Annotated in this window: 15 protein-coding genes; 11 read left to right on the forward strand and 4 right to left on the reverse strand. The window is 72.8% G+C overall.

Going from position 1 to position 22644, the window contains the following annotated elements:
• Window positions 1–246: 246 nt before the first annotated feature.
• Window positions 247–1959, forward strand: coding sequence for a putative Ig domain-containing protein (locus ACIRYZ_RS41665; protein ID WP_402953871.1), 1713 nt, complete (start codon window positions 247–249; stop codon window positions 1957–1959).
• A gap of 106 nt (window positions 1960–2065) precedes the next feature.
• Here the strand turns inward: ACIRYZ_RS41665 and ACIRYZ_RS41670 are convergent, their stop codons facing one another.
• From ACIRYZ_RS41670 to ACIRYZ_RS41680, 3 genes are all read right to left on the reverse strand, one after another.
• Complete coding sequence (locus ACIRYZ_RS41670) at window positions 2066–4624, reverse strand: collagenase (protein ID WP_402953872.1); 2559 nt, start codon at window positions 4622–4624, stop codon at window positions 2066–2068.
• Between the two features lie 178 nt (window positions 4625–4802).
• Window positions 4803–5762, reverse strand: a complete 960-nt coding sequence (locus ACIRYZ_RS41675; RefSeq protein ID WP_402953873.1) for a LysR family transcriptional regulator — start codon at window positions 5760–5762, stop codon at window positions 4803–4805.
• 307 nt (window positions 5763–6069) lie between these two features.
• Window positions 6070–6648: a LuxR C-terminal-related transcriptional regulator gene (locus ACIRYZ_RS41680; protein ID WP_402953886.1), complete on the reverse strand. Its 579-nt coding sequence runs from the start codon at window positions 6646–6648 to the stop codon at window positions 6070–6072.
• Between the two features lie 300 nt (window positions 6649–6948).
• Here ACIRYZ_RS41680 and ACIRYZ_RS41685 point away from each other — a divergent pair, with 300 nt between their 5' ends.
• The 10 genes from ACIRYZ_RS41685 to ACIRYZ_RS41730 all read left to right on the forward strand — a co-directional run bounded on the left by ACIRYZ_RS41685 (window position 6949) and on the right by ACIRYZ_RS41730 (window position 21480).
• On the forward strand, window positions 6949–7161 hold the full coding sequence (locus ACIRYZ_RS41685) for a hypothetical protein (protein WP_402953874.1): 213 nt from the start codon (window positions 6949–6951) through the stop codon (window positions 7159–7161).
• A 171-nt stretch (window positions 7162–7332) separates the two neighbouring features.
• Window positions 7333–8718, forward strand: coding sequence for a glycosyltransferase (locus ACIRYZ_RS41690; RefSeq protein WP_402953875.1), 1386 nt, complete (start codon window positions 7333–7335; stop codon window positions 8716–8718).
• A 93-nt stretch (window positions 8719–8811) separates the two neighbouring features.
• On the forward strand, window positions 8812–9870 hold the full coding sequence (locus ACIRYZ_RS41695) for a DegT/DnrJ/EryC1/StrS family aminotransferase (RefSeq protein ID WP_402953876.1): 1059 nt from the start codon (window positions 8812–8814) through the stop codon (window positions 9868–9870).
• A 31-nt stretch (window positions 9871–9901) separates the two neighbouring features.
• Window positions 9902–11080, forward strand: a complete 1179-nt coding sequence (locus ACIRYZ_RS41700) for a cytochrome P450 (RefSeq protein WP_402953877.1) — start codon at window positions 9902–9904, stop codon at window positions 11078–11080.
• A gap of 32 nt (window positions 11081–11112) precedes the next feature.
• Window positions 11113–11307 (forward strand): ferredoxin, encoded by a 195-nt coding sequence (locus ACIRYZ_RS41705; RefSeq protein ID WP_402953878.1) that lies wholly within the window; start codon window positions 11113–11115, stop codon window positions 11305–11307.
• A 26-nt stretch (window positions 11308–11333) separates the two neighbouring features.
• A complete protein-coding gene (locus tag ACIRYZ_RS41710; protein WP_402953879.1) occupies window positions 11334–12092 on the forward strand; it encodes a thioesterase II family protein in 759 nt (252 codons plus the stop codon).
• A 72-nt stretch (window positions 12093–12164) separates the two neighbouring features.
• The gene (pabB, locus tag ACIRYZ_RS41715; RefSeq protein WP_402953880.1) at window positions 12165–14288 is read left to right on the forward strand and encodes an aminodeoxychorismate synthase component I; all 2124 of its coding nucleotides are present in this window, start codon (window positions 12165–12167) and stop codon (window positions 14286–14288) included.
• A 70-nt stretch (window positions 14289–14358) separates the two neighbouring features.
• Entirely contained in the window at window positions 14359–19515 is a 5157-nt protein-coding gene (locus ACIRYZ_RS41720) for a beta-ketoacyl synthase N-terminal-like domain-containing protein (RefSeq protein ID WP_402953881.1), read from the forward strand.
• Between the two features lie 70 nt (window positions 19516–19585).
• Window positions 19586–20635, forward strand: a complete 1050-nt coding sequence (locus ACIRYZ_RS41725; RefSeq protein WP_402953882.1) for an ATP-binding cassette domain-containing protein — start codon at window positions 19586–19588, stop codon at window positions 20633–20635.
• Entirely contained in the window at window positions 20632–21480 is an 849-nt protein-coding gene (locus ACIRYZ_RS41730) for an ABC transporter permease (RefSeq protein ID WP_402953883.1), read from the forward strand. Before ACIRYZ_RS41725 ends, ACIRYZ_RS41730 begins: the two co-directional genes overlap by 4 nt.
• A gap of 201 nt (window positions 21481–21681) precedes the next feature.
• Here ACIRYZ_RS41730 and ACIRYZ_RS41735 read toward each other — a convergent pair whose 3' ends face one another.
• Window positions 21682–22572, reverse strand: a complete 891-nt coding sequence (locus ACIRYZ_RS41735; RefSeq protein ID WP_402953884.1) for a N5-glutamine methyltransferase family protein — start codon at window positions 22570–22572, stop codon at window positions 21682–21684.
• Window positions 22573–22644: the final 72 nt, after the last annotated feature.

Raw genomic sequence — 22644 nt, forward strand, 5'->3', positions numbered from 1 at the left:
CGACACCCAGTCCCACCCTCGATCGACGAACAGGCCGATCATGGCAGCCCGGACAACTGTTCATCAGCGGTTTGCGAATTTCCCAACGGAGTCCTTCAGCCCCGGGCCTCCTCGGCAGAAATCCGGTGAAGTTCTGATTCGTCGCGTTCCGTTCAAGCTCCGATTACCCCATCATGGGACGGTGTCCCGCGCGCCTACGCGCGTAGCACCGCCCCCTGTACCCCCACGGCACAAGGAGCTTGACCCATGCTCAGACACACTGGCGCCATCCGCCCGCTCGCCCTGGGCGCCGTCGCCCTGACCGTGCTCGCCGGCGCGAGCGCCGTACCCCACCGGGCCGAAGCGGCGACCGTGACGTCCACCGCCACGACCACCAAGCACCGCGTCCTGTTCGACAACAGCAAGGCGGAGACCGCCGGCAACGCGGACTGGATCATCAGCACCAGCCAGCCGGACCCGCTCGGCGAAAACGCCAACCCGCAGTCCGAGACCGACTGGACGGGCGCGATCTCCAGCTGGGGCGTCGCTCTCCAGAAGACCGGCCAGTACAGCCTCAAGACCCTGCCGAGCGGCTCCACCATCACCTACGGCACCGGCGGGGCGCTGGACCTCGCCAACTTCGACGAGTTCGTCCTGCCCGAGCCGAACATCCGGCTGAGCGACTCCGAGAAGACCGCGGTCATGACGTTCGTCCAGAATGGCGGCGGGCTGTTCCTGATCTCCGACCACACCGGCAGCGACCGCAACAACGACGGCTGGGACTCCCCCGCCATCATCAACGACCTGATGACCACCAACTCGGTCAACAGCAACGACCCGTTCGGGCTCTCGGTCGACCTGCTCAACATCCAGACGGACAACCCGACCGCCGTCAACGACGCCACCGACCCCGTCCTGCACGGCCCCTTCGGCACCGTCACCGGCAGCATCATCCGCAACGGCACCACCTTCACCCTCAAGCCCGCCGACAACCCCTCCGTCAAGGGCATCGTCTACCGCACCGGCTACTCCGGCACCACCGGCGCCTTCTTCGCCACCAGCAGCTTCGGCAAGGGCCGGGTCGCGCTCTGGGGCGACAGCTCGGCCATCGACGACGGCACGGGCGAATCCGGAAAGACCCTCTACAACGGCTGGAACGACCCGGCCGGCACCGACGCCGCGCTCGGCCTCAACGCCACCGCCTGGCTCGCCGCCGGCAGCGGCGGCGGCACCACCGGCAGCGTCACCCTCACCAACCCCGGCGCCCGGACGGCCACCGCCGGGACCGCCACCAGCCTCCAGCTCTCCGCCACCGACACGGCCGGCGGAAGCCTGAGCTACGCCGCGTCCGGCCTGCCCGCCGGCCTGAGCGTCAACACCGCGACCGGTCTGATCAGCGGCACCCCGACCACCGCCGGGACCTACTCCGTGACGGCCACCGCGACCGACTCCACCGGTCCGTCCTCCTCCGTCACCTTCACCTGGACCGTCCAGTCCTCCGGCAGCGGCGGCTGCACCGCGGCCCAGCTGCTCACCAACCCCGGCTTCGAGGCCGGTACGACGGCCGGCTGGACGGAGACCAACACCAGCGGCACCAGCACCATCAACAGCAGCTCCAGCGAGCCGCCGCACTCCGGCACCTACGACGCCTGGCTGGACGGGTACGGCAGCACCAACACCGACACGCTCGCCCAGACGGTGACCCTGCCGACCGGCTGCAGCAGCTACACCTTCAGCTTCTGGCTGCACATCGACACCGCCGCGAGCAACACCACCGCCTTCGACACACTGAAGGTCACCGCGAACGGCACCACCCTGGCGACCTACTCCAACGTCAACGCGGCCGCCGGCTACCAGCAGCACAGCTTCAACCTGTCCGCCTACGCCGGCCAGACCGTGACCCTCGAGTTCACCGGGGCCGAGGACTACACCAAGCAGACCTCCTTCGTCCTCGACGACACCGCCGTCAACGTGGCGTGAGCCAACGCCGGTTGCCCCCTCCCCGCGCAGGGAGGGGGCAACCGGCCGCGCCGGCGGCCGACTTCGGCGACGCGTCTCGGACGCCGGGGCCGGAGCCGGTGCCGGATCAGAACTGGGTGCTGACGGTGACTCCGGAGAAGTCGGTCACGGCGTACAGGCTGACGTAGCGGTAGCCGGCCGTGCTGTTGCTGACGGTCAGGCTCTGGGCGGTGCCGGGGTTGGTCGAGGAGGCCGTGAAGGCGCTCGGCGAGGCCCAGGTGTCCGGGTCGAAGTAGAGTGCGGCGGTGCCGGTGCCACCGGAGCTGGTGACCTTCAGGGTGGTGGTGCCGGCCGGCAGCCAGAGGTAGAAGTGGGCCGTGTTGCCCGCCGTGGCCGACACACCGGAGCGCGAGCAGTTCTGGCCGAGCGCGTCGGTGCGCGGGTCGGTGCAGGTCGGCAGGGCCGCGCCGGCGGTCACGGTGACCGAGGCCGGGGTGCTGGCGGTCCGGCCGGCGCTGTCGGTCACCGTCAGGGCGACGGTGTAGGTGCCGGCCGCCGCGTAGGTGTGGGCCGGGTTCTGCTGGTCGGAGGTGCTGCCGTCGCCGAAGGTCCAGTGCCAGGCGGTGATGCTGCCGCCGCCGGTCTGCACGGACTTGTCGGTCAGGCTGACCGTGGCGCCGTTGACGGAGGAGCCGAACAGCGCCGTCGGGCCCTGGGCGTAGCAGGCGCCGGCCGCGCAGGCGGTGAGCCAGCTGTCGAAGTCGGCGTCGTAGGCGGTGCCGAGGCCGTTGTAGACCTGGTAGGCGCCCTGGAAGTCACCGGTGCGGAAGTGGCCGAGCATGGTCGAGATCACGTCCGGGTGCTTCTCGAACATGTAGCGGACGGCCAGGTAGCCCCACGGGTAGGTGCGCACCGTGTCCGAGTTGTCGTAGGTGTTCTGGAAGATGGTGCTGAGCTTGTAGGTGTGCTTGGCGGCCTCGGCCATCGCCTGGGTGTCGGTGGTGCCGCGGTACGCGTACGACTCGTACTCGGCGATGCCCTCGACCCACCAGATGTCCGGCACGGTCAGCTCGTCGGCGAAGGTGCCCTTCATGTCGTAGATGCCGTCGAGGTAGTGGGTGTACTCGTGGTTGAGGTTCCACACGTTGGCCGGGAAGCCGTCGTTCCACGCCTTGCGGTACATCACCGACACCGGCTGGTTCTTCGGGTCGGTCGGATCCATCAGGGTCTGGCCGCCGTTGTTGGTGGAGTTGCCGAAGATCGCCCAGGAGTAGGTGAGGTAGTCCGCCTGGGTGGCGAAGACGGCCAGGTCGATGGTCTTGCCGTACGGGTTGACCGGCCCGCTGTCCTTGACCAGGTTGTGGAAGAAGGTGTCCTCGCCCCGCAGGCTGGTGCAGACCGTGTTCAGCTCGTCCGCGGTCAGGTTCTCGGTCTCGATGGTGCGGTTGTCGCAGACCAGTTGGTTCGGCAGCACGGCCGCGGTCAGCTTGGCCGGCAGGTTGCAGATGCCGTAGACGGAGCAGTTCGCGGCGTCGTACAGGTTGGCGTCGTAGGCGGTGTGCACGTAGAGCGGGCCGGTCGGGCCGGTGATCGGGGTGGCCGCGAGCAGCGCCGCCACCTGTCGGCCGGCCGCGGCGCCGGCGGCGCCCCCGTCGCCGGCGGCGCGGCCCAGGTCGTTGCCGGTGTTCACCACCAGGAAGCCGGCCGGGCCGGACGCCATATCCTTGTGGGCGGTCGCGAAGCTGCCCATGGTGCTGAGGATGCTCGGGTCGGCCTCCACGGCGTTGACGAAGGCCGGGTTCCAGTTGCCGCGCCACAGCGGGGCGAACAGCACCGCGTTGACGGCCTTGTCCATGCCGGCGACGGAGTCGTAGGCGCTGGTGTAGCCGGTCAGCACCTTCTTGTAGACGTTCAGGTAGGAGGCCTGCAGGTTGGCGCTGTCGGTCAGCACCAGCGCGTCGTAGAGCACCGGCGCGTTGGCCGCGGTGACGTCCTGCCAGTGCGCGCTGGCGAAGAAGGCGTCGAGGGCCGCCTGGTTGGCCGCGGTCAGGGCCGCGTCGTAGCTGCCGACCGAGCCGGCGTTGTTGGACTGCACGTACCAGCCGGCCCGGAGGAAGAGTTCCAGCTGCCAGATGCCGGTGGAGTCGTCGCCGGTGTAGCCGGATGCCAGCGCCCGGTAGGCGTCGGCGACGGTGAGCATCTGCGATTCCTTGAAGGCGTTGCCCGCGTCGCTGCCGGTGAGGTTGAAGAGCGTGTTGACGCAGTCGGGGGTCGAGCCCTCGATGAAGGAGACCAGCGCGCTGCCGGTGCGAGTGCCGAAGTCCGCCGGGGTGCAGCTCGCCGTGGCCGCGGTCGCCGAGCGGGTGGCGTTCGGCCGCGCCGCCGGGGCCTGGGTCTTCGGCGAGAGCTGGACGGCGGTGCCGGGCGGCAGGGGGCGCTGCGCCTGCGCCAGCTGATTCGGGGTCAGCGGGGTTGCGGCCGGGCCGAAGGCGTCGGAGGAGGTGCCCGCATCGGAGAGGGTGGCGCCGAGCGGCTGGGGGACGGTCGGCGAGGAGTGTGCGGGTGTCTTGGCGGGCGCCGGTGCGGGGGCGGCGACGGCCGCGGGGGCGGGCAGGAGACAGGCGGCGGTGGCGCAGCCGGCGGCGAAGCCGGCCACGAGGGTGCGGAGGGGTATGCGCGGTCGCACGGGTGATCCTTCTGAGTGGGGGTCAAGGTGCACGGGGGACGGACTCGCTGGGCTTTCAGGCCCAGTCCTGGGGGATCCGGGGTGAAGCGTGCCACCGCAACGACGCCATTACAATGTCACAGGTCATATGACATGCCATGGCAGCCCATAACACTGACCCCGCCCGGTTCCGCGCCGCTTACGGGCGGGCGCCCCAGTAGGTCCGAGCCGCCCAGGCCTGGAAGTGCGGCGAGGCCTCGGCCAGATCCCGGTAGGCCGCGGCCGCGGCCTCGAACAGCGTCTCGCCCAACTCGCCGCCCACCGCCGCGGGCCGCCAGGCGAGCAGGTACCTGGCCCGCAAGGGCGTGCCGGCCAGTGGCTTGATCACCACGGCGGAGAGCGGCCGGGCGGTCGCCTGCACGGTGGAGACGCCCAGACCGGCCGCGATCATGTCCTGGAGTTCCGCCCGGTCGCCGAGGAACTCGTGCACCGTCGCCGGCGCGAAGCCCGCGGCGGCGCAGGCGCCGAAGAACACCCCCGGCCAGCCGGCGCCGTCGTCCGGGGTGACGAACCAGGGCTCGTCGGCGAGATCGGCGAGCGCCACCTCGGTACGGCGCCGCAGCCGGTGCCCGGCGGCCAGTGCGACGAAGGTGGGCTCGGTGACGATGCCCCGGATCGCCACGGCGTCCGAGTGCCGTAGCTCCATGCCGGGGTAGTCCACCGCGATCGCCGCGTCCAGGACGCCCCGCTCCAGCAACTCGACGATGTCCGAGGAGCGGTAGACGCTGCTCACGGTGATCCGCAGCTCCGGCACCCGGCTCCGCACCCTGGCGAGCAGGCCGGGCAGCACCGGCGAGTTGGTGGCGGCGAGCCGCAACTCCCGGCCGCCCGGCGAAAGGCCCGCCACCGCCCTTCGCCCCAGGCCGTCGGCCCTGGCCAGCACGTCGCGGGCCGCGGCCAGCACCTCGACGCCGAAGCCGGTGGGCGCCACACCGGTGGTGGTGCGCTCGAACAGCGGCGCACCGAGGTGGGCCTCGATCCGGCGCAACTGGGTGCTGGTCGCGGGCTGCGAGGCACCGAGCGCCGCGGCGGCCCGGCCCACGCTGCCGGTGTCGGCGATCGCGCACAACACCCTCAGATGCCGAAGCTCCAGCTCCACGCGCTGCCCTCCCCCGGCGACGGGCCGGCCGCCGCACCCGTGTGCAAGGGCACACGTAAACATGTCGGAATCTCGGCCCTCACGATCGCGCTGGACCAGGGCCGCGTCAAGCCCTTGACAGGGCATCGACATCCGAGGCCGTCCCGGCGGTGACGGGCCCTCGGGTGATCCCGTCGGCCCGGGGCAGGGACACCGGGGCCGGTTCACACCCCCGATCAGTGATTGTCCGGAAATCACTCGTACGACACGCTGATCCGCCCCACCCGCCGAGACGCCCCGCAGCCCCCGCGGGCCTGGCGGAACACCGCTACTTGATGAAGCTCTCCACGACCTTCGGCGGCCAGACCCCGACCTTGAGGACCCCCATCGAGTAGGCCCGGGAGACCAGGGCGGCGCGGTTGGGGACCCGCAACTTCCGCAGCAGGCACGTCACGTGGTACTCCACGCCCTGACGGCTCAGGTACAACCGGGCGGCGAGCGGCACGGTCGAGACGCCGGCCGCGATGCCCTCGAGGATCTTCGCGTCGATCTCGCTCAGCAACTTCTTCTGGCCGGCCACGACCTCGGACCCACCCGACTCCGGACGCCCGTCGGGCATCATCACCAGGATCGACGACTCGTCAGGCAGCCCGCCGCGCACCATGACGGCGGTGAGCGGGACGGTGAACGTCTCGTCGTGCGGACCGACTGCTATGACGTCGGTGGCGAAGCGGTCACGCCGCCCTTCGATCAGCCCGGAGAACTGACGCAGCAGAGGCTGTTGGACGCTCGGGTGCACGAGGTCGCTGAAGGTACGGCCGCAGAGGTCCGTCGAGGAACGCCCGAACTGCCAGAAGAAGGCGTCGTTCGCCTGCCGGATGGTGAGGGCCCGGTCGAGCTGGGCCATGGTCAGGCCGGGCTGTCCGGTCAGCGGATTGTGCTGCGACCCCGCGACGTCCCCCTGGACGCGGGCGGGCTCGATGGTCCGGACAGCACCGGCCTGATCTGCATAGGAATTCACCACGGAAAGTCGGATCCCTTCAAGGCACGAGTGCGGTTGGATCTCCTCGGGATGTCCTGGCGCCCTCTCCGGCAGCCTGAGCCGCAGCGAACTCCGCGAGGAAGCACGGATACCGGCCAACACGCCGATCGACGTCGACCGGCGCCCACCCAGGCCGATTCCGTGGGTGTACTGAGGAGAGGTTAGATGACGATCCCGAATATTCCGGTGGCCACGCTTGGAACGAACCGCGAATTGCGGCTGACGGGGAATGAGCGTACCGAAGCCCCCTGTGAAGGAATATATGGGACCCGTCAAGAACCCGTCCGGCACCCGAACGACGGCAGCCGGGGCCTCATCCGCGCCTGGAACCGGTGGATCACCACCCGGCGACCGGGCACCGTCCGCAAGAAATCTTGAACGAACCGTTACTTTTCCTCAACTCACGGCTTCCGGTCAAATCGGGACACAAGCGGAGGATCGAGTCGCGACGGCCACCGGTCGGGCCGAGGACTAAGGAATTCCCGGAGCCTGGCGTGAGACCAAGGTGGGGTGCAGTCCCGACCGCCGATCCCGCCCCGAGGGAGTCCGATGAGCGCCGCGCAACGGCCGATCCTGTTTGTCAGCCTTCCGGAGAGCGGCCTGCTCAACCCCCTGCTGGTGCTGGCCGGTGAGCTGGCCCGACGGGGCGTGCCCGACCTCTGGTTCGCCACCGACGAGCCCCGGCGCGCCGAGGTCCTGGGCCTCGCGGACCGGTCCGCGGTGGAGTTCGCCTCCCTCGGCGACGTCTTCTCCGAACTGTCCGCGGTCAGCTGGAGTGACGAGGTGTACCGCCAGGTGACTCAGCCCTCACGGTTCAGGGCGCACCGGGCGGTGATCCGTCAGTCCTACCGACCCGATCTGCAGGCCGAAAAGTACCGCCGGCTCGCAGCGGTGGTGGACAAGTGCGAGCCGGCCCTGATGGTCATCGACTGCGTCAGCTCCTTCGCCGTCGATCTGGCGCTGACCCGGGGCATTCCCTTCGTCCTGAGCGTCCCGTTCCTGCCGAGCAACGTCCTCACCTCGCACAGCCCCTTCGGGCCCTCCTACACGCCGGATGATTTCCCCGTCCCGCATTCCGGCCTGCCCTACCCGATGAGTTTCGGTCAAAAGCTGTACAACCGCCTCTTCAAGCTCCGTACGCTCGCACTGTTCCTCCACCCCACGATGGGGAAGGTGCTTTCCGAGGACGCCCGGCTGCGCAAGGAGCTGGGCCTGCCCAAGCCCAGCCCCATGACCCGGATCGACCGTGCGGAAATGGTGCTCTGCAATTCTGTGCGAGAGCTCGATTATCCGTTCGATATTCCCGGGAAGGTGAAGCTCCTCGGGGCCATGGTGCCGCCGCTGCCGGAGGCCTCGCCGGGCGACGACCCGACCGGCGTCATGGGCTGGCTGGATTCGCAGTCCTCCGTGGTCTACATGGGCTTCGGCACGATCACCCGGCTCACCCGGCCACAGGTCCGCGACCTCGTGGAGGTCGCGCGGCGCCTGGACGGCCGGCACCAGGTGCTGTGGCGGCTGCCCGCCGAACAGCAGCACCTCCTGCCGCCGCGCGAGGAGCTGCCGGGCAACCTGCGGATCGAGAGCTGGCTGCCGTCCCAGCTGGACGTGCTGGCCCACCCCAGGGTGGAGGTGTTCTTCACCCACGGCGGCGGCAACGGCTACCACGAGGGCGTGTACTTCGGGAAGCCGCTGGTGGTCCGGCCCCTGTGGGTGGACTGCTACGACCAGGCCGTGCGCGGGCAGGACTTCGGGATCAGCCTGACGCTGGACCGGCCGCAGGACCTCGACCCGGACGACGTCGTGGACAAGCTCACCCGCGTGCTCGGCGACCGTTCCTTCCGCGAGCGGGCCGCACGCATCGGCGAGGCGCAGCGCGCCGCCGGCGGCCGGGCGGCGGCGGCCGACCTGCTGCTCGGACTGCCGGCCCTGACCTGACCCCTCCCTCGACCGTCCACGAGCCTCCCCGCCGTACGGCGATCGCCGTACGGCACCCCGTCACGCGATGCCCCGTCCCGAAGTGAGGACCCCATGCCCTTCACCATCCCCGTGTCCCGGCCGAGCCTCGACGGGCGGGAGCTGGAGTACGTCACCCGCACGATCGGCGACGGCTGGATCTCCTCCCAGGGGCCGTACGTCCGGCACTTCGAGGAGGCCTTCGCCGAGTACAACGGCTCCGCCCACGGTGTCGCCTGCTCCTCCGGCACCGCGGCCCTGACGCTGGCACTGCGCGCGCTCGGCGTGGGCCCGGGCGACGAGGTCATCGTGCCGGAGTTCACCATGATCGCCTGCGCCTGGGCGGTGACCTACACGGGCGCCACCCCGGTGTTCGTCGACTGCGCCGACGACTTGAACATCGACGTCACACGGATCGAGGAGCGCATCACCCCGCGCACCAAGGCGATCATGCCGGTGCACGTCTACGGCCGGCGCTGTGACATGACGGCGATCATGGAGATCGCCCATCAGTACAACCTGCGGGTCGTGGAGGACTCCTCCGAGGCCCACGGCATCCGGCCGGTCGGCGACATCGCCTGCTTCTCGCTGTTCGCCAACAAGATCATCACAGCCGGTGAAGGCGGCATCTGCCTCACCGACGACCCCCGCCTGGCCGGCCAGCTGGCCCACCTACGGGCCATGGCCTTCACCGCCGACCACAGCTTCCTGCACAAGAAGCTCGCCTACAACTTCCGCATGACGGCCATGCAGGCCGCCGTCGCCGTCGCCCAGACCGAGCGCCTGGACGAGTTCCTCGCGGCCCGCAAGGAGATCGAGCGGCGCTACGACCAGGGCCTCAAGGACGTCCCGGGGATCACCCTGATGCCGCCCCGGGACGTGCTGTGGATGTACGACCTGCGGGCCGAACGCCGCTCCGAGCTCCGGGAGTTCCTGACCGCCGAGGGCATCGAGACCCGGCTGTTCTTCCAGCCGATGAGTCGCCAGCCCGGCTACCTCGATCCGTCCTGGCCGAGCCTCAACGCGGCCCGTTTCGCCGCCGACGGCCTCTACCTGCCCACCTACACCGCCCTGACGACCGCCGACCAGGACCGCGTGATCGAGCGGGTCCGCGCGTTCTACGGCATGGCGTGAAGCGCACCGCACCCGAGGGAGACCCGACGACATGACGAGCGCCGAACCGCGGGTGGTCGAGTTCCCGCTGCGCAGGCCCGGCGAGGCCTTTCCGCCGCCCCGCTACCAGGACTACCGCGAGCAGCGGGGCCTGGTGGTGTGCCACCTGCCCAACGGGAACCGGGTGTGGCTGGTCACCCGGCACGAGGACGTCCGCGCCGTCCTGACCGACCGCAGGATCAGCTCCAACCCCGACCACCCGGGCTTCCCCAACATCAGCCAGACCATGGGCGTGCCCCGCCAGGAGCAGATACCCGGATGGTTCGTCGGCCTGGACTCACCCGAGCACGACCGCTTCCGCAAAGCGCTCATCCCCGAGTTCAGCGTCCGCCGCGTCCGGGAGCTGCGGCCCGCCGTCGAGCAGACCGTGGACCGGTGCATCGACAGCATGCTGGCCGCGGGCGACGAGGCCGACCTGGTCGCCGACTTCGCGCTGCCCGTCCCGTCACTGGTCATCTCGGCACTGCTCGGGGTGCCACCGGTCGACCGGGACTTCTTCGAATCCCGCACCCGCACCCTCGTCGCGATCCGCGCCTCCACCGACGGGCAGCGCGACACCGCCTCGCGCGAACTGCTGCGCTACATCAACCGGTTGGTCGCCATCAAGCAGAAGTGGCCCGGTGACGACCTGATCAGCCGGCTGCTGGCCACCGGCGCGATCGAGCCCCAGGAGATGTCCGGGGTCCTGATGCTGTTGCTCATCGCCGGGCACGAGACCACCGCCAACAACATCGCGCTCGGCGTGCTCACCCTGCTGGAGAACCCCCAGTGGATCGGGGACGACCGGGTCGTCGAGGAGACGCTGCGCCTCCACTCGGTGGCCGACCTGGTCTCCCTGCGGGTCGCGACCGAGGACGTCGAGATCGCCGGCCAGTCGATCCGGGCCGGCGAGGGCATCATCCCGCTGGTGGCCGCGGCCAACCACGACGAGCGGGCCTTCGCCTGCCCGCACGCCTTCGACCCGGCCCGCACCGAGCGCCACCACGTGGCCTTCGGCTACGGCGTCCACCAGTGCCTGGGCCAGAACCTGGTCCGGATCGAGATGGAGATCGCCTACCGCAGGCTCTTCGAGCGCATCCCGGGCCTGCGCCTGGCGGTGCCGGCCGAGGAACTGCCGTTCAAGTACGACGGCGTGCTGTGCGGCCTGCACGCGCTGCCGGTCCGCTGGTAGCCCCGCCCACGACACCGTCCCAGGAGATCTCCATGCGCGTCACCGTCGACACCGCACGCTGCGTCGGCGCCGGCCAGTGCGTGCTCAACGCCGGCTCCGTCTTCGACCAGGACCACGACGGCGTGGTCGAAGTGCTCGACCCCGCCGCGGCCGACGAACACCCGGACGCGGTCGAGTTGGCGGCCATGCTCTGCCCGTCCGGCGCCATCACCGTCCACCGGGACTGAACCCCCACCGAAAGAGGACCGAACCCATGACCAGTCCCGGCACATCGAGCACGCTCTGGCTGCGCCGCTTCCACCCGGGAGCCGACCGACCCGTGCGCCTGGTGTGCTTCCCGCACGCCGGCGGCTCCGCCAGCTTCTACCACCCCGTCTCCGCGGCCCTCGCCGGCGACACCGAGGTGATCGCCCTGCAGTACCCCGGCCGACAGGACCGCCGTCTGGAGCCCTGCATCGAGGACATCGACACCCTCGCCGACCGGATCACCGACGAGCTGCTCACCCTGGACGACCGCCCCACCGTCTTCTTCGGCCACAGCATGGGCGCCGTCCTCGCCTTCGAGACCGCTTGGCGTCTGGAGCAGAAGGGCACCCACGCACCCCGGGCCGTCATCGCCTCCGGTCGGCGGGCCCCGTCCACCACCCGGACCGAGAACGTGCACCGCCAGGACGACGAGGCGGTCATCGCCGAGCTCAAGCTGCTAAACGGCACCAGTGCCCAACTGCTCGGTGACGATGAGATCCTGCGCATGGCGATGCCCTCGATCCGCGCCGACTACCGCGCCATCGAGCTCTACACCTGCGGGCCGGAGCGCATCCTCGGCTGCCCGGTCACCGCGCTCACCGGGGACGCCGACCCACGGACCACCATCGCCGAGGCCCGGACCTGGCAGGACCACACCACCGGCGCCTTCCGACTGAAGGTCCTCCCCGGGGGCCACTTCTTCCTGGCCGAGCAGCAGGCGGCGGTCCTGCGGGAGATCGCCTCCGCACTCGCCGCGCTCCGCTGACCAACCGCCGGCCGCCCCGCCCTTGAGCTGCAGCCGGCCCCGCCCGGCGGCACGGCACGACAAGGACCACTGATGCGCACTCTCCTGGTCGACAACTACGACTCGTTCACCTACAACCTGTTCCACTACCTCGCCGAGGTCAACGGGCGTGAGCCGGAGGTCATCCGCAACGACGACCCGTCCTTCCGGCCCGAGCTGCTCGACGACTTCGACGCCGTCGTCCTCTCCCCCGGCCCCGGCACCCCGCACAACCCCTCCGACTTCGGCCACTGCGCCGGGATCGCCCGTGAGGGCCGGCTGCCCGTCCTCGGCGTCTGCCTCGGCCACCAGGGTCTCGCCCTCGCCCACGGCGCCGCCGTCGGCCGGGCGCCCGAACCCCGGCACGGACGCACCTCGGACGTGCGGCACAGCGGCAGCGGGCTCTTCCGCCACCTGCCCAATCCGCTGGAGGTCGTCCGCTACCACTCGCTCGCCGTCACCAACCTCCCCCCTGTGCTGGAACCGATCGCCTGGGCCACCGACGACGGCGTGCTGATGGCCCTGAGCCACCGCGAACTCCCGCTGTGGGGCGTGCAGTTCCACCCCGAGTCGATCGGCACCGAGGCCGGGCACCAGCTGCTCTCGAACTTCCGGGACCTCGCCGAGCGCTTCAACCACGCGCACCGCCACGGCCGCGGACGCGCCCCCGCGGTACCGCGGCCCCGCACCCGGCCCGACCGCACTCCGCTCCCGGCCACCCGGCAACTGACCGTGCTGACCCGGGAGATCGAGACCCGGTGGGACGCCGAAACCGTCTTCGACCGGCTCTTCCGCATCGGCAGCCACCCGTTCTGGCTGGACAGCAGCCTCCCCGGCGGGCGGCTCGGCCAGGTCTCCGTGATGGGCGACGCCTCCGGCCCGCTCGCCCGGGTGGCGAGCGCGGACGTCTCCCGGGGGACCGTCACGGTGACGGCCGAGGGCGGCACGCGGGTGCTGGAGGACGAGTTCCTGCACTGGCTCGACACGGACCTCCGCTCGCTGCACGTGGAGGTGCCCGAGCTGCCGTTCGACTTCGCGCTCGGCTGGGTCGGCTGCCTCGGCTACGAGCTCAAGGCCGAGTGCGGCGGCGACCGTGCCCACCGTTCGCCCGACCCGGACGCCGTCATGGTGTTCGCCGACCGGGCAGTCGTCCTCGACCACCGCACCGGCGCCGCACACCTGCTCGCCCTGGCCGAGGACGGCCGGGAGGAGCCCGCCAGGGCCTGGCTGCGGGACACCGCCGCCCGGCTCACCGGCCCCGCACCGCGCACCGACCCGCCGGCCCACAACCCGCCCGGCCAGTCGGCCCACCTACGGCTGCGCCACCCCCGTGAGGCCTACCTCCAGCTCATCGACGCCTGCCAGGACGAGATCGGGGCCGGCGAGACCTACGAGGTCTGCCTCACCAACATGATCGACGCCCCGGCCGCGTTCGACCCCTGGCAGGCCTACCGAGCCCTTCGGCGGATCAGCCCGGCACCGTTCGCCGCCTTCCTCGGCTTCGGCGGGCTGTCCGTGCTCAGCTCCTCCCCCGAGCGCTTCCTGCGGATCGGGCCGGACGGGGTGATGGAGTCCAAGCCCATCAAGGGCACCCGCCCGCGCGGCGCCACCCCGCAGGAGGACACCCTGCTCGTCGCCGACCTGGCGACCAGCGAGAAGGACCGGGCCGAGAACCTCATGGTCGTCGACCTCGTCCGGCACGATCTCGGGCAGTGCGCCGAGACCGGATCCGTCGTCGCCGACCCGCTCTTCGACGTCGAGACGTACACCACCGTCCATCAGCTGGTCAGCACCGTACGGGCGCGGCTGCACCCCGGGTACAGCGCGGTTGACGGCATCCGCTCGGCCTTCCCCGGCGGCTCGATGACGGGCACGCCCAAGATCCGCACCATGCAGATCATCGACCGCCTGGAAGGCGGCCCGCGCGGCATCTACTCGGGCGCGATCGGCTACCTCTCGCTGACCGGCGCCGCCGATCTGAGCATCGTCATCCGCACCGCCGTGGTGAGCGAGGGGCGGCTGCGCTACGGGGTGGGCGGCGCGATCATCGCCCTCTCCGACGCCGAGGCCGAGTTCGACGAGACGGTGGTGAAGGCCCGCCCGCTGCTGGCGCTGCTGGACACCACGTTCCCCGAGCAGGTCCCGGCCGTTCCCCGCGCCGCATCGCGTCGGCTCTAGCCTCTAGGGCTTTCCCGGCGGGCCGGGGCCGAGGATGACAGCGCAACCCGCACCGACCCCGGGAGTGAAGGTGTCCGTCCACAGCGATGACTACACGATCGATCCGGCCTCCGGGGCTCCCGGAGCGCTGGGCGGTCACACCCTGCCCGGGGTGTTCGCGGCGGCCGTACGGCGCGACCCCGACGCCGTGGCACTGGTCGACGGCGATCGCGAGCTGACCTGGCGTCAGTGGCGGGCGGAAGTGGCGTCGCTGGCCCGGGCGCTCCAGGAGCTGGGCGTGGGCCCGGGTGAGGTGGTCGCGGTCCAGCTGCCGAACTGCTGGGAGTACCAGACCGCTCACCTGGCCGTCGCCACCGTCGGCGCGGTCATGCTGCCGGTGCACGCCGGGTACGGCGCCGCCGACGTGCGGGCACTGCTGGGCCGGGTGGACCCGGTGGCGGCCCTGTTCGCGCCGGAGGCGGTGGCCACCGCCCGCGAACTGCCGGCGGCCGTACCGTCCCTGCGGGCGGTGCTGGTCGCGGGGGATCCGGACGGACTGCCGCCCGGGGTCCGCTCCCTGGCCCGGACGATGGCCGACCACGCGGGCCGGGAACCGCACCCGGTCGAGGTCGTACCGGACCAGCCGCTGGTCCTTCTCCCCTCCTCCGGCACCACCTCGGCGCGGCCCAAGATCTGCCTGCACAGCCACGACGGACTGCTCTCCAACACCGCCCCCGTCGCCGAGGAAGGCGGCGCGGCCTTCGCCGACGCGATCCTGACGGCCTGCCCGCTCACCCACCTGTTCGGCCTGCAGTCCCTGCACACCGCGCTGTTCCGGGCCTGCCGGCAGGTCCTGCTGCGCGGCTGGGATCCCGAGCGCTTCCTCGCGCTGGCCCGGCGCACCGCCCCCAGTGCGGTGTTCGCCGTCCCGGCGCAGCTGCACGACATCGTCGGTGCGCTGGCCCGCACCGGCCGGCCCGCCGGATTCCGGCCGCACCAGGTGCGCACCGCCGGGGCGGCGATCCCCGCCGCGCTGGCCACGGACGTGCGGGCGGCGCTCGGCGGCGAGCTGGTGGTGGTGTGGGGCATGTCTGAACTGGGCACCGGCACCCGCACCTCGCCGGCCGACCCGGACGGGGCCGCAGTGCGCAGCGTGGGCCGGCCGACCACCGGGGCGCGCGTGCGGGTCATCGGCGAGGACGGGGGCGAACTGCCCCCGGGCGCACCGGGCGACCTCCAGTACCGCAGCCCGAGCATGTTCCGCGGCTACTACCGGGATCCCGAGCTGACCCGCGCGGCGATCACGCCGGACGGCTGGCTGCGCACGGGCGACCGGGCGAGCCTCGCGGAGGACGGGCTGCTGCGCTTCCACGGACGTGCGGCGGAGCTGATCAACGTGGGCGGGCGGAAGTTCGACGCGACCGAGGTCCAGGAGCTCCTGGCGGCGATGCCGGGCATCGGCCCGCTCGCCGTCGTCGGGCGGGCGGACGCGCGGCTCGGCGAGATCCCGTGCCTGGTGCTCACCCGTGCGGCGGACCCGGCGATCGGGCTGCGGGCCGTGACCGGTTTCCTCCGTGAGCGGGAGGTCGCCGAGTACAAGATGCCGCTGGAACTGGTGACCGTCGACGACCTCCCGCGCACCCCGGCCGGGAAGCTGCACCGCCGGTCGCTGGAGGAGCTGGTGGCCCAGGAGGCGTCCGTCCCCGGTCCGTCCGCGCTCGACTACCGCGACGCGCTGGACCTCGTGCGCTCGTGCGCGGCCGAGGTCATGGAACGGGGCCCGGAGGACGAGGCGATCGGCCCCGACACGGCGTTCCGCGCGTACGGGCTGGACTCGGTGCGCACCATCCGGCTGCGCAACCTGCTGGCGGAGGAGACCGGCCGTCCGCTGCCGGTGAGCCTCGGCTTCGACCACCCCACCCCGGCCGCCGTCGCGTCCCTGCTGTCGGGCGCGGCGCCGGACCGACCGGACGAGGGCCCGTACGACGCCTCCGACGAGCCGGTCGCGATCGTCGGCATGGCCTGCCGGCTGCCGGGTGGTGTCTCCTCCCCCGACGACCTCTGGACGCTCGTCGCCGACGGCACCCACACCGACTCCGCGTTCCCCGCCGACCGCGGGTGGGACCTCGACGGCCTCTTCCACGACGACCCCGAGCACCCCGGGACGTCCTACGTCCGCCGGGGCGGATTCCTGGACGGCGCAGGGCGGTTCGACGCCGCCTTCTTCGGCTTCTCCCCGCGCGAGGCGCTGGCCGCCGACCCGCAACAGCGGCTGCTCCTGGAGACCGCCTGGGAGGCGCTGGAGCACGCCGGCATCGACCCGACCGGGCTGCGCGGAAGCCGCACCGGCGTCTTCACCGGTGCGATGTACCACGACTACGGTGCCGGCGCCCCTGCGGAGTTGGAGGGACTCCTCGGGATCGGCACCGCCGGCAGCGCGCTCGCCGGGCGGATCTCGTACTGCTTCGGCCTGGAGGGCCCGGCGCTCACCGTCGACACCGCGTGCTCCTCCTCGCTCGTCGCCCTCCACCTCGCCTGCCGCTCGCTGCGCTCGGGCGAGTCCTCGCTCGCCCTGGCCGGCGGCGTCGCGGTGATGGCCACGCCGGGGTCGTTCGTCGAGTTCTCCCGGCTGCGCGGCCTGGCCCCCGACGGCCGGTGCAAGTCCTTCTCGGACGACGCCGACGGCGCCGCGTGGGCCGAGGGCGCGGGCCTGCTCGTCCTGGAGCGGCTGAGCGACGCACGGCGCAACGGGCACCCGGTGCTCGCCGTCGTCCGCGGCTCGGCCGTCAACCAGGACGGCGCCTCGAACGGCATCACCGCGCCCAACGGCCCGGCGCAGCAGCGGGTGATCCGCCGCGCACTGGCCGACGCGGGGCTCGCCCCCGGCGACGTCGACGCCGTCGAGGCCCACGGCACCGGGACCTCGCTCGGCGACCCGATCGAGGCGCAGGCGCTGCTGGCCGTGCACGGTGGCGCACGCCCGGCGGACCGCCCGCTGTGGCTCGGGTCCGTCAAGTCGAACATCGGGCACGCCCAGGCGGCGGCCGGAGTGGCCGGCGTGATCAAGACGGTGCAGGCGCTGCGGCACGGCCTGCTGCCGCGAACCCTGCACGTCACCGAGCCGACCACCCGGGTGGACTGGTCCTCCGGCGCCGTCCGGCTGCTGACGCAGGCGCAGCCGTGGCCCCGGGAGGCCGGTCGGGCGCGGCGCGCGGGCGTGTCGTCGTTCGGGATCAGCGGGACAAACGCGCACGTGGTGCTGGAGGAGGCGCCGGCGGTGCCCGGGGGTTCCGAGGGCTCCGGGGGTTCCGAGGGCTCCGGGGGTTCCGGGGGCTGCGGGGGTTCCGAGGGCTCCGGGGGTTCCGGGGGCTGCGGGGGTTCCGGGGGCTGCGGCAACCGTCCCGTGCCGCTGGTGCTCTCCGCCCGTAGCGAGCCGGCCCTGCGGGCCCAGGCCGGGCGGCTGGCCGAGCACGTCGCCGCCCACCCCTCGTACGCCCTGCCGGACCTCGCGCACGCGCTGGTCACCACCCGGGCCGTCCACGGCCACCGGGCGCTGCTGGTCGGCGCCGACCGCACCGAACTCGTGGACGCGCTGCGGCGGTTCGCCACCGGGGAGACTTCGCCGGTCGCCCCCGCGACCGGTCGGCGCGACGGCGGCGGGCGGCTCGCCTTCGTCTTCGCCGGGCAGGGCAGCCAGCGGCCCGGGATGGGGCGCGAACTCGCCGCCGCCTTCCCGGAGTTCGCGACCGCCCTGGACGAGGTGTGCGGCGTCCTGGATCCGCTGCTGAAGCGGCCGCTGCGCCCCGTCCTGTGGGACGACGGTCCCGAACCGCTGCTCGACCGGACGGAGTTCGCGCAGCCCGCGCTGTTCGCCCACGAGGTCGCGCTCCACCGGCTGTTGGAGTCCTGGGGCGTGCGGCCCGACCTGCTGGCCGGGCACTCGGTCGGCGAGATCGCCGCCGCGCACGTGGCCGGAGTGCTGTCGCTGGTGGACGCGTGCACGCTGGTCGCAGCCCGGGGACGGCTCATGCAGTCCCTCCCGGCCGGGGGCGCGATGCTCGCCGTCCGGGCGACGGAGGACGAAGTCCTGCCGCTGCTGGGCGAGTTCGTCTCGCTCGCGGCCGTCAACGGGCCGTCGTCCGTCGTCGTCTCGGGCGCCGAGGGCGCCGTCGCGGCGATCGAGGCGCACTTCGCGGACCGGCGCACGACACGGCTGCGTGTGTCGCACGCCTTCCACTCGCCGCTGCTGGAGCCGATGCTGGCGGAATTCCGCGACGTGCTGGAGGGGTTGTCGTTCGCCGCGCCCGCCGTGCCGCTGGTCTCCGGCGTGACGGGGCGCTCGCTGACCGCCGTCGAGGCCCGCGACCCGGGCCACTGGGTGCGGCAGGCCCGGGAGCCGGTCCGCTTCCGGGACGCCGTGTCGCGGCTGGAGGCGGAGCGCGTCGACGCCTACCTCGAACTCGGACCCGCCGCCGCGCTCGCACCCATGCTCGGTGAGTGCCTGGCCGCCAAGGACCCCGCACCGTCGGCCGCCGTCATCGCCAGCGGCTCGGCGCACCAGGCGGACGAGACGCGTGCCCTGCTCGCCGCCGCCGGCCGCCTCCACCAGCACGGCGTGCCGGTGGACTGGGACGCCGTCCTGCCCGGCGCCCGGCCCGTGCCGCTGCCGACGTACCCGTTCCAGCGGCAGACGTACTGGCTCGCGGCCGCCGCCCCGACGCCGCCGGCCGTGGCCGTAACCGTGGCCGACGTGCCGATCTTCGACGACCGGCTCGCAACAGCGAGCCCCGAGGAGCGCGACGCCCTCCTCCTCAAGCTCGTCCTCGCGGAGACCGCCGCCGTGCTCGGGTGCGGCGCCGACGACCTCGATGCCGCCCACGCGTTCTCCGACCTCGGCGTCAACTCCGTCAACGCGATCGAGCTGCGCGAACGCATCGCCGCCGCCACCGGCACCGCCCTCCCCGCGACCCTCGTCTTCGACCACCCGTCCCCGGCCGCCGTCGTCCGCGCCCTCGGCGCCCGGCTCGACCGGGGAGCCGCACCGGAGCCCACCGCCGCCGACCTGGTCGACCGGCTCGCCGCGCTGCTCGCCGCCGGCACCGCCCTCGACCCGGCCACCGCCACCCGGCTGCGCGACCTCGCCCGGCGCTGCGCCGCACCCGCCGGGCCGGCTCGCCCGGGCCCGGGGCCCGACCTCGACGCGGCCACCGACGAGGAGCTCTTCCGCCTGATGGACGCCGTCGACTGACCCCGTCGGCTGACCCCGTCAGCCGACAGCCCCGCGAGCCCCTGCCGATCCCCCGTACGGAGACCCGACCATGCCCGCCCGCACCGCCCCGCCCCCGCCCGCCGCGGCCGACGACGACCTCGTGATCGAGGCGGTCGACGTCGGCATGACCTTCGGCACCGTCCGCGCCCTCGACTCGGTGAGCCTCGCCGTCCCCCGGGGCAGCGTGCTCGCCCTGCTCGGCCACAACGGCGCCGGCAAGACCACCCTCGTCGGCGTCCTCACCACCGCCCTCGCGCCCACCACCGGCCGGGCCAGCGTCGCCGGCTTCGACGTCCGGCGCCGCCCCGCCGAGGTCCGCCGCCGGATCGGCCTCACCGGCCAGTACGCCACCGTCGACGGCCGGCTCAGCGGACGCGACAACCTCCTCCTGCTCGCCGGGCTGCTCGGCGCCGGCCGCCGCGTCGCCCGGACCCGCGCCGACGAGCTCCTCGCCCTGTTCGACCTCGGGCAGGTCGCCGACCGGCCCGCCAAGACCTACTCCGGCGGGCTGCGCCGACGCCTCGACCTCGCCGCGAGCCTGGTCGGCCGACCCGAGGTGGTGTTCCTCGACGAACCCACCACCGGCCTCGACCCGGTCAGCCGGCTCGGCCTCTGGGAGATCGTCGAGGGCCTCGTTGCCGAGGGCACCACCGTCCTGCTCACCACCCAGTACCTCGACGAGGCCGATCGGCTCGCCGACGCCATCACCGTGCTCTCCGGCGGTAGCGTCGTCGCCCACGGCACCCCGGCCGAGCTCAAGGCCCAGGTCGGCCGGCGCACCGTCACCGTCGTCCTCGACGGGCCTGCCGGGAGCGACCCCGGGAGCGACTCCGAGCGCGCCGCCGAGGCACTGCGCCGAGCCGGACTCGCCCCCGTCACCGGCCGCGAGGGCACCGCCCTCGTCGTCCCGATCGAGGCCACCCGCGACATCGCCGCCGTCGTCCGGGCACTCGACGGGGTCGGGATCGAGGCCGCGGAGCTCACCTTCGGCGAGCCCGGCCTGGACGACGTCTACCTCGCCCTGGCGCACCGCGCCGACGGCGCCGCCCGCCTCGCCAGCCCCGCCAGCCTCGTCAGCCCGGAAGGACCCGCTCGGTGACCACCACGCTCGACACCGGCCGACCGCCCCGCACGTCGACGCCCACCGCGCCCGCCTGGCGCGGCAGCTCGCGGCTCACCCAGGTCCGCATCCTCACCGGCCGGTCGCTGCGCGCGCTCGTGACCGACCCCGCGGTACTGCTCTTCGGCCTGCTCCAGCCCGTCATCACGCTCGTGGTGCTCTCCCAGGTGTTCAGCCGAATGGGGCTCCCGCCGCACTTCCCGCCAGACGTCACGTACCTGGACTTCGTCCTGCCCGCCGTCCTGGTCGACAACGCGGTGCAGTCCGCCGTCCAGTCCGGGGTCGGCCTCGTCGAGGACCTGCAGAACGGCATCGTCGCGCGGCTGCGCTGCCTGCCCGTCGCGCCGAGCTCGCTGCTCGTCGCCCGCAGCCTCACCACGCTGGTGCGCGCCGCCGTCCAGGCCGTGATCATCCTGCTGCTCGGCATCCTCGTGCTCGGCTACAACCCCAGGGGCGGGGCCGGCGCGGTCGTGGCCTCCATCGGGCTGACGCTGTTCATGAGCTGGGCACTCGGCTGGCTGTTCATCGCGGCGGCGGCCTGGCTGCGCCGCGCCGAGCCGATCCAGAACCTCGCGATCATCGCGGTGCTCCCGCTGATGTTCGCCTCCAGCGCCTACGTCCCGACCGCCGACCTCCCGGACTGGCTGGCCGCCGTCGCCCACGTCAACCCGCTCACGTACGCCATCGACTCCACGCGCGCCCTCGCCCTGGGCCTGCCCGGGACGGGCACCGCCGTGTGGGCCCTGCTGCTCGGCGCTGCGGTGGCGGGGGTCGGCGCCTGGCTCGCCGTGGTCGGCTTCCGGCGGCCGCTGACGCCACGCTGAGCCACGCTGCCCGTCCTGGCCGTGCGCAGGAAGTCGGCCGAGCCGACTTCCTGCGCACAAACGCGGTCCAGCCTCTGGCCTCAGCCCATGCTTCGCGGCCCTGCCCTCGCACCCGAGGGCAGGGCCGCTCCGTCACTGCTCGGGATCAACCGGGGCCGGTTCTCGGGAAGAGAGCCGGCCCCGGAGGTGCTTACGCGGGTTTCAGCCTCGGTCGGCGGTGGGGAGGGCGCCCGTCCGGGCCGCCACCGAGTAGAGGGGCCAGCCGTCGTGGTCCGGGTGGCAGGACACCTCGGCGAAGCGGCCCGACTCGCGCAGGAGCGCCGGCACCGTCGCGCCGTGCAGGTGGCCGTGCTCGACCACCAGCGTGGCGCCCCGTCGCAGCAGCTCCGCCGCCGCCTCCACCACCTGGCGGACGACCCGCAGGCCGTCGGCGCCGCCGAAGACGGCCTGCCGGGGCTGGTAGCGGCCGAACTCGTCCGGCACGTCGGCCGCGTCCGGCATGAACGGCGGGTTCGCGAGGACCAGGTCCGCCTCGGCCGCCAGCCCGGTCAGTTCGCCCGCCCGGGCCGCCTCGCCCTCGTGGACGGTCACCCCGGTGTCCCCGAGGGCGGCGCGGCGGGCCGCGTTGCGGCGGGTGAAGTCCGCGGCGACGGGGTCGAACTCGACCGCGTGCACCCGGGCGTCCGGCCGTGCGTGGGCGAGGGCGAGTCCGATCGCGCCGGAGCCGGCGCACAGGTCGACGACCGTCGGTTCCTCCGTCTCCGCAACGGCCGCCAGGCCGGCTGCCAGCACGAGCTCGCTGTGCACCCGCGGCACGAACACGCCGGACCCGACGAGGAGTTCGAGCCCGGCGAACACGGTCCGCCCGGTCAGGTGACCGAGCGGTACGCCGTCGACTCTCCTGCCCACCAGCTCCCGCAGCCGCCGTACCGATCTGCCGTCGACTTCCCTCCGCGGATCCAGCCCGGCCGCGTCCACGCCGAGCACCCGCGCGGCCAGTTCCTCCGCCTCCTGGCGCGCGTCCGTCCGGACCGCGCCGTCGAGTATCAGCACCGCCTCGTCGAGCAGGTCCCCGAGCATCGTCGTTCCCATGTGTCCGCCTCCCGGCCCGCGGTGCGGCGCCCTCGGCCGCACGCTGCCGCCAACTGTGCGCCCGGGGAGGCT

The organism is Kitasatospora sp. NPDC101155 (assembly GCF_044768305.1).
Taxonomy (GTDB): domain Bacteria; phylum Actinomycetota; class Actinomycetes; order Streptomycetales; family Streptomycetaceae; genus Kitasatospora.

Coding starts and splice junctions, on each gene's coding strand:
- ACIRYZ_RS41705 (WP_402953878.1), top strand. CDS start 11,113: ATGCGCGTCACCGTCGACACCGCACGCTGCGTCGGCGCCGGCCAGTGC.
- ACIRYZ_RS41710 (WP_402953879.1), top strand. CDS start 11,334: ATGACCAGTCCCGGCACATCGAGCACGCTCTGGCTGCGCCGCTTCCAC.
- ACIRYZ_RS41665 (WP_402953871.1), top strand. CDS start 247: ATGCTCAGACACACTGGCGCCATCCGCCCGCTCGCCCTGGGCGCCGTC.
- ACIRYZ_RS41725 (WP_402953882.1), top strand. CDS start 19,586: ATGCCCGCCCGCACCGCCCCGCCCCCGCCCGCCGCGGCCGACGACGAC.
- ACIRYZ_RS41695 (WP_402953876.1), top strand. CDS start 8,812: ATGCCCTTCACCATCCCCGTGTCCCGGCCGAGCCTCGACGGGCGGGAG.
- pabB (WP_402953880.1), top strand. CDS start 12,165: ATGCGCACTCTCCTGGTCGACAACTACGACTCGTTCACCTACAACCTG.
- ACIRYZ_RS41680 (WP_402953886.1), bottom strand. CDS start 6,648: ATGGCCCAGCTCGACCGGGCCCTCACCATCCGGCAGGCGAACGACGCC.
- ACIRYZ_RS41685 (WP_402953874.1), top strand. CDS start 6,949: ATGACGATCCCGAATATTCCGGTGGCCACGCTTGGAACGAACCGCGAA.
- ACIRYZ_RS41700 (WP_402953877.1), top strand. CDS start 9,902: ATGACGAGCGCCGAACCGCGGGTGGTCGAGTTCCCGCTGCGCAGGCCC.
- ACIRYZ_RS41735 (WP_402953884.1), bottom strand. CDS start 22,572: ATGGGAACGACGATGCTCGGGGACCTGCTCGACGAGGCGGTGCTGATA.
- ACIRYZ_RS41690 (WP_402953875.1), top strand. CDS start 7,333: ATGAGCGCCGCGCAACGGCCGATCCTGTTTGTCAGCCTTCCGGAGAGC.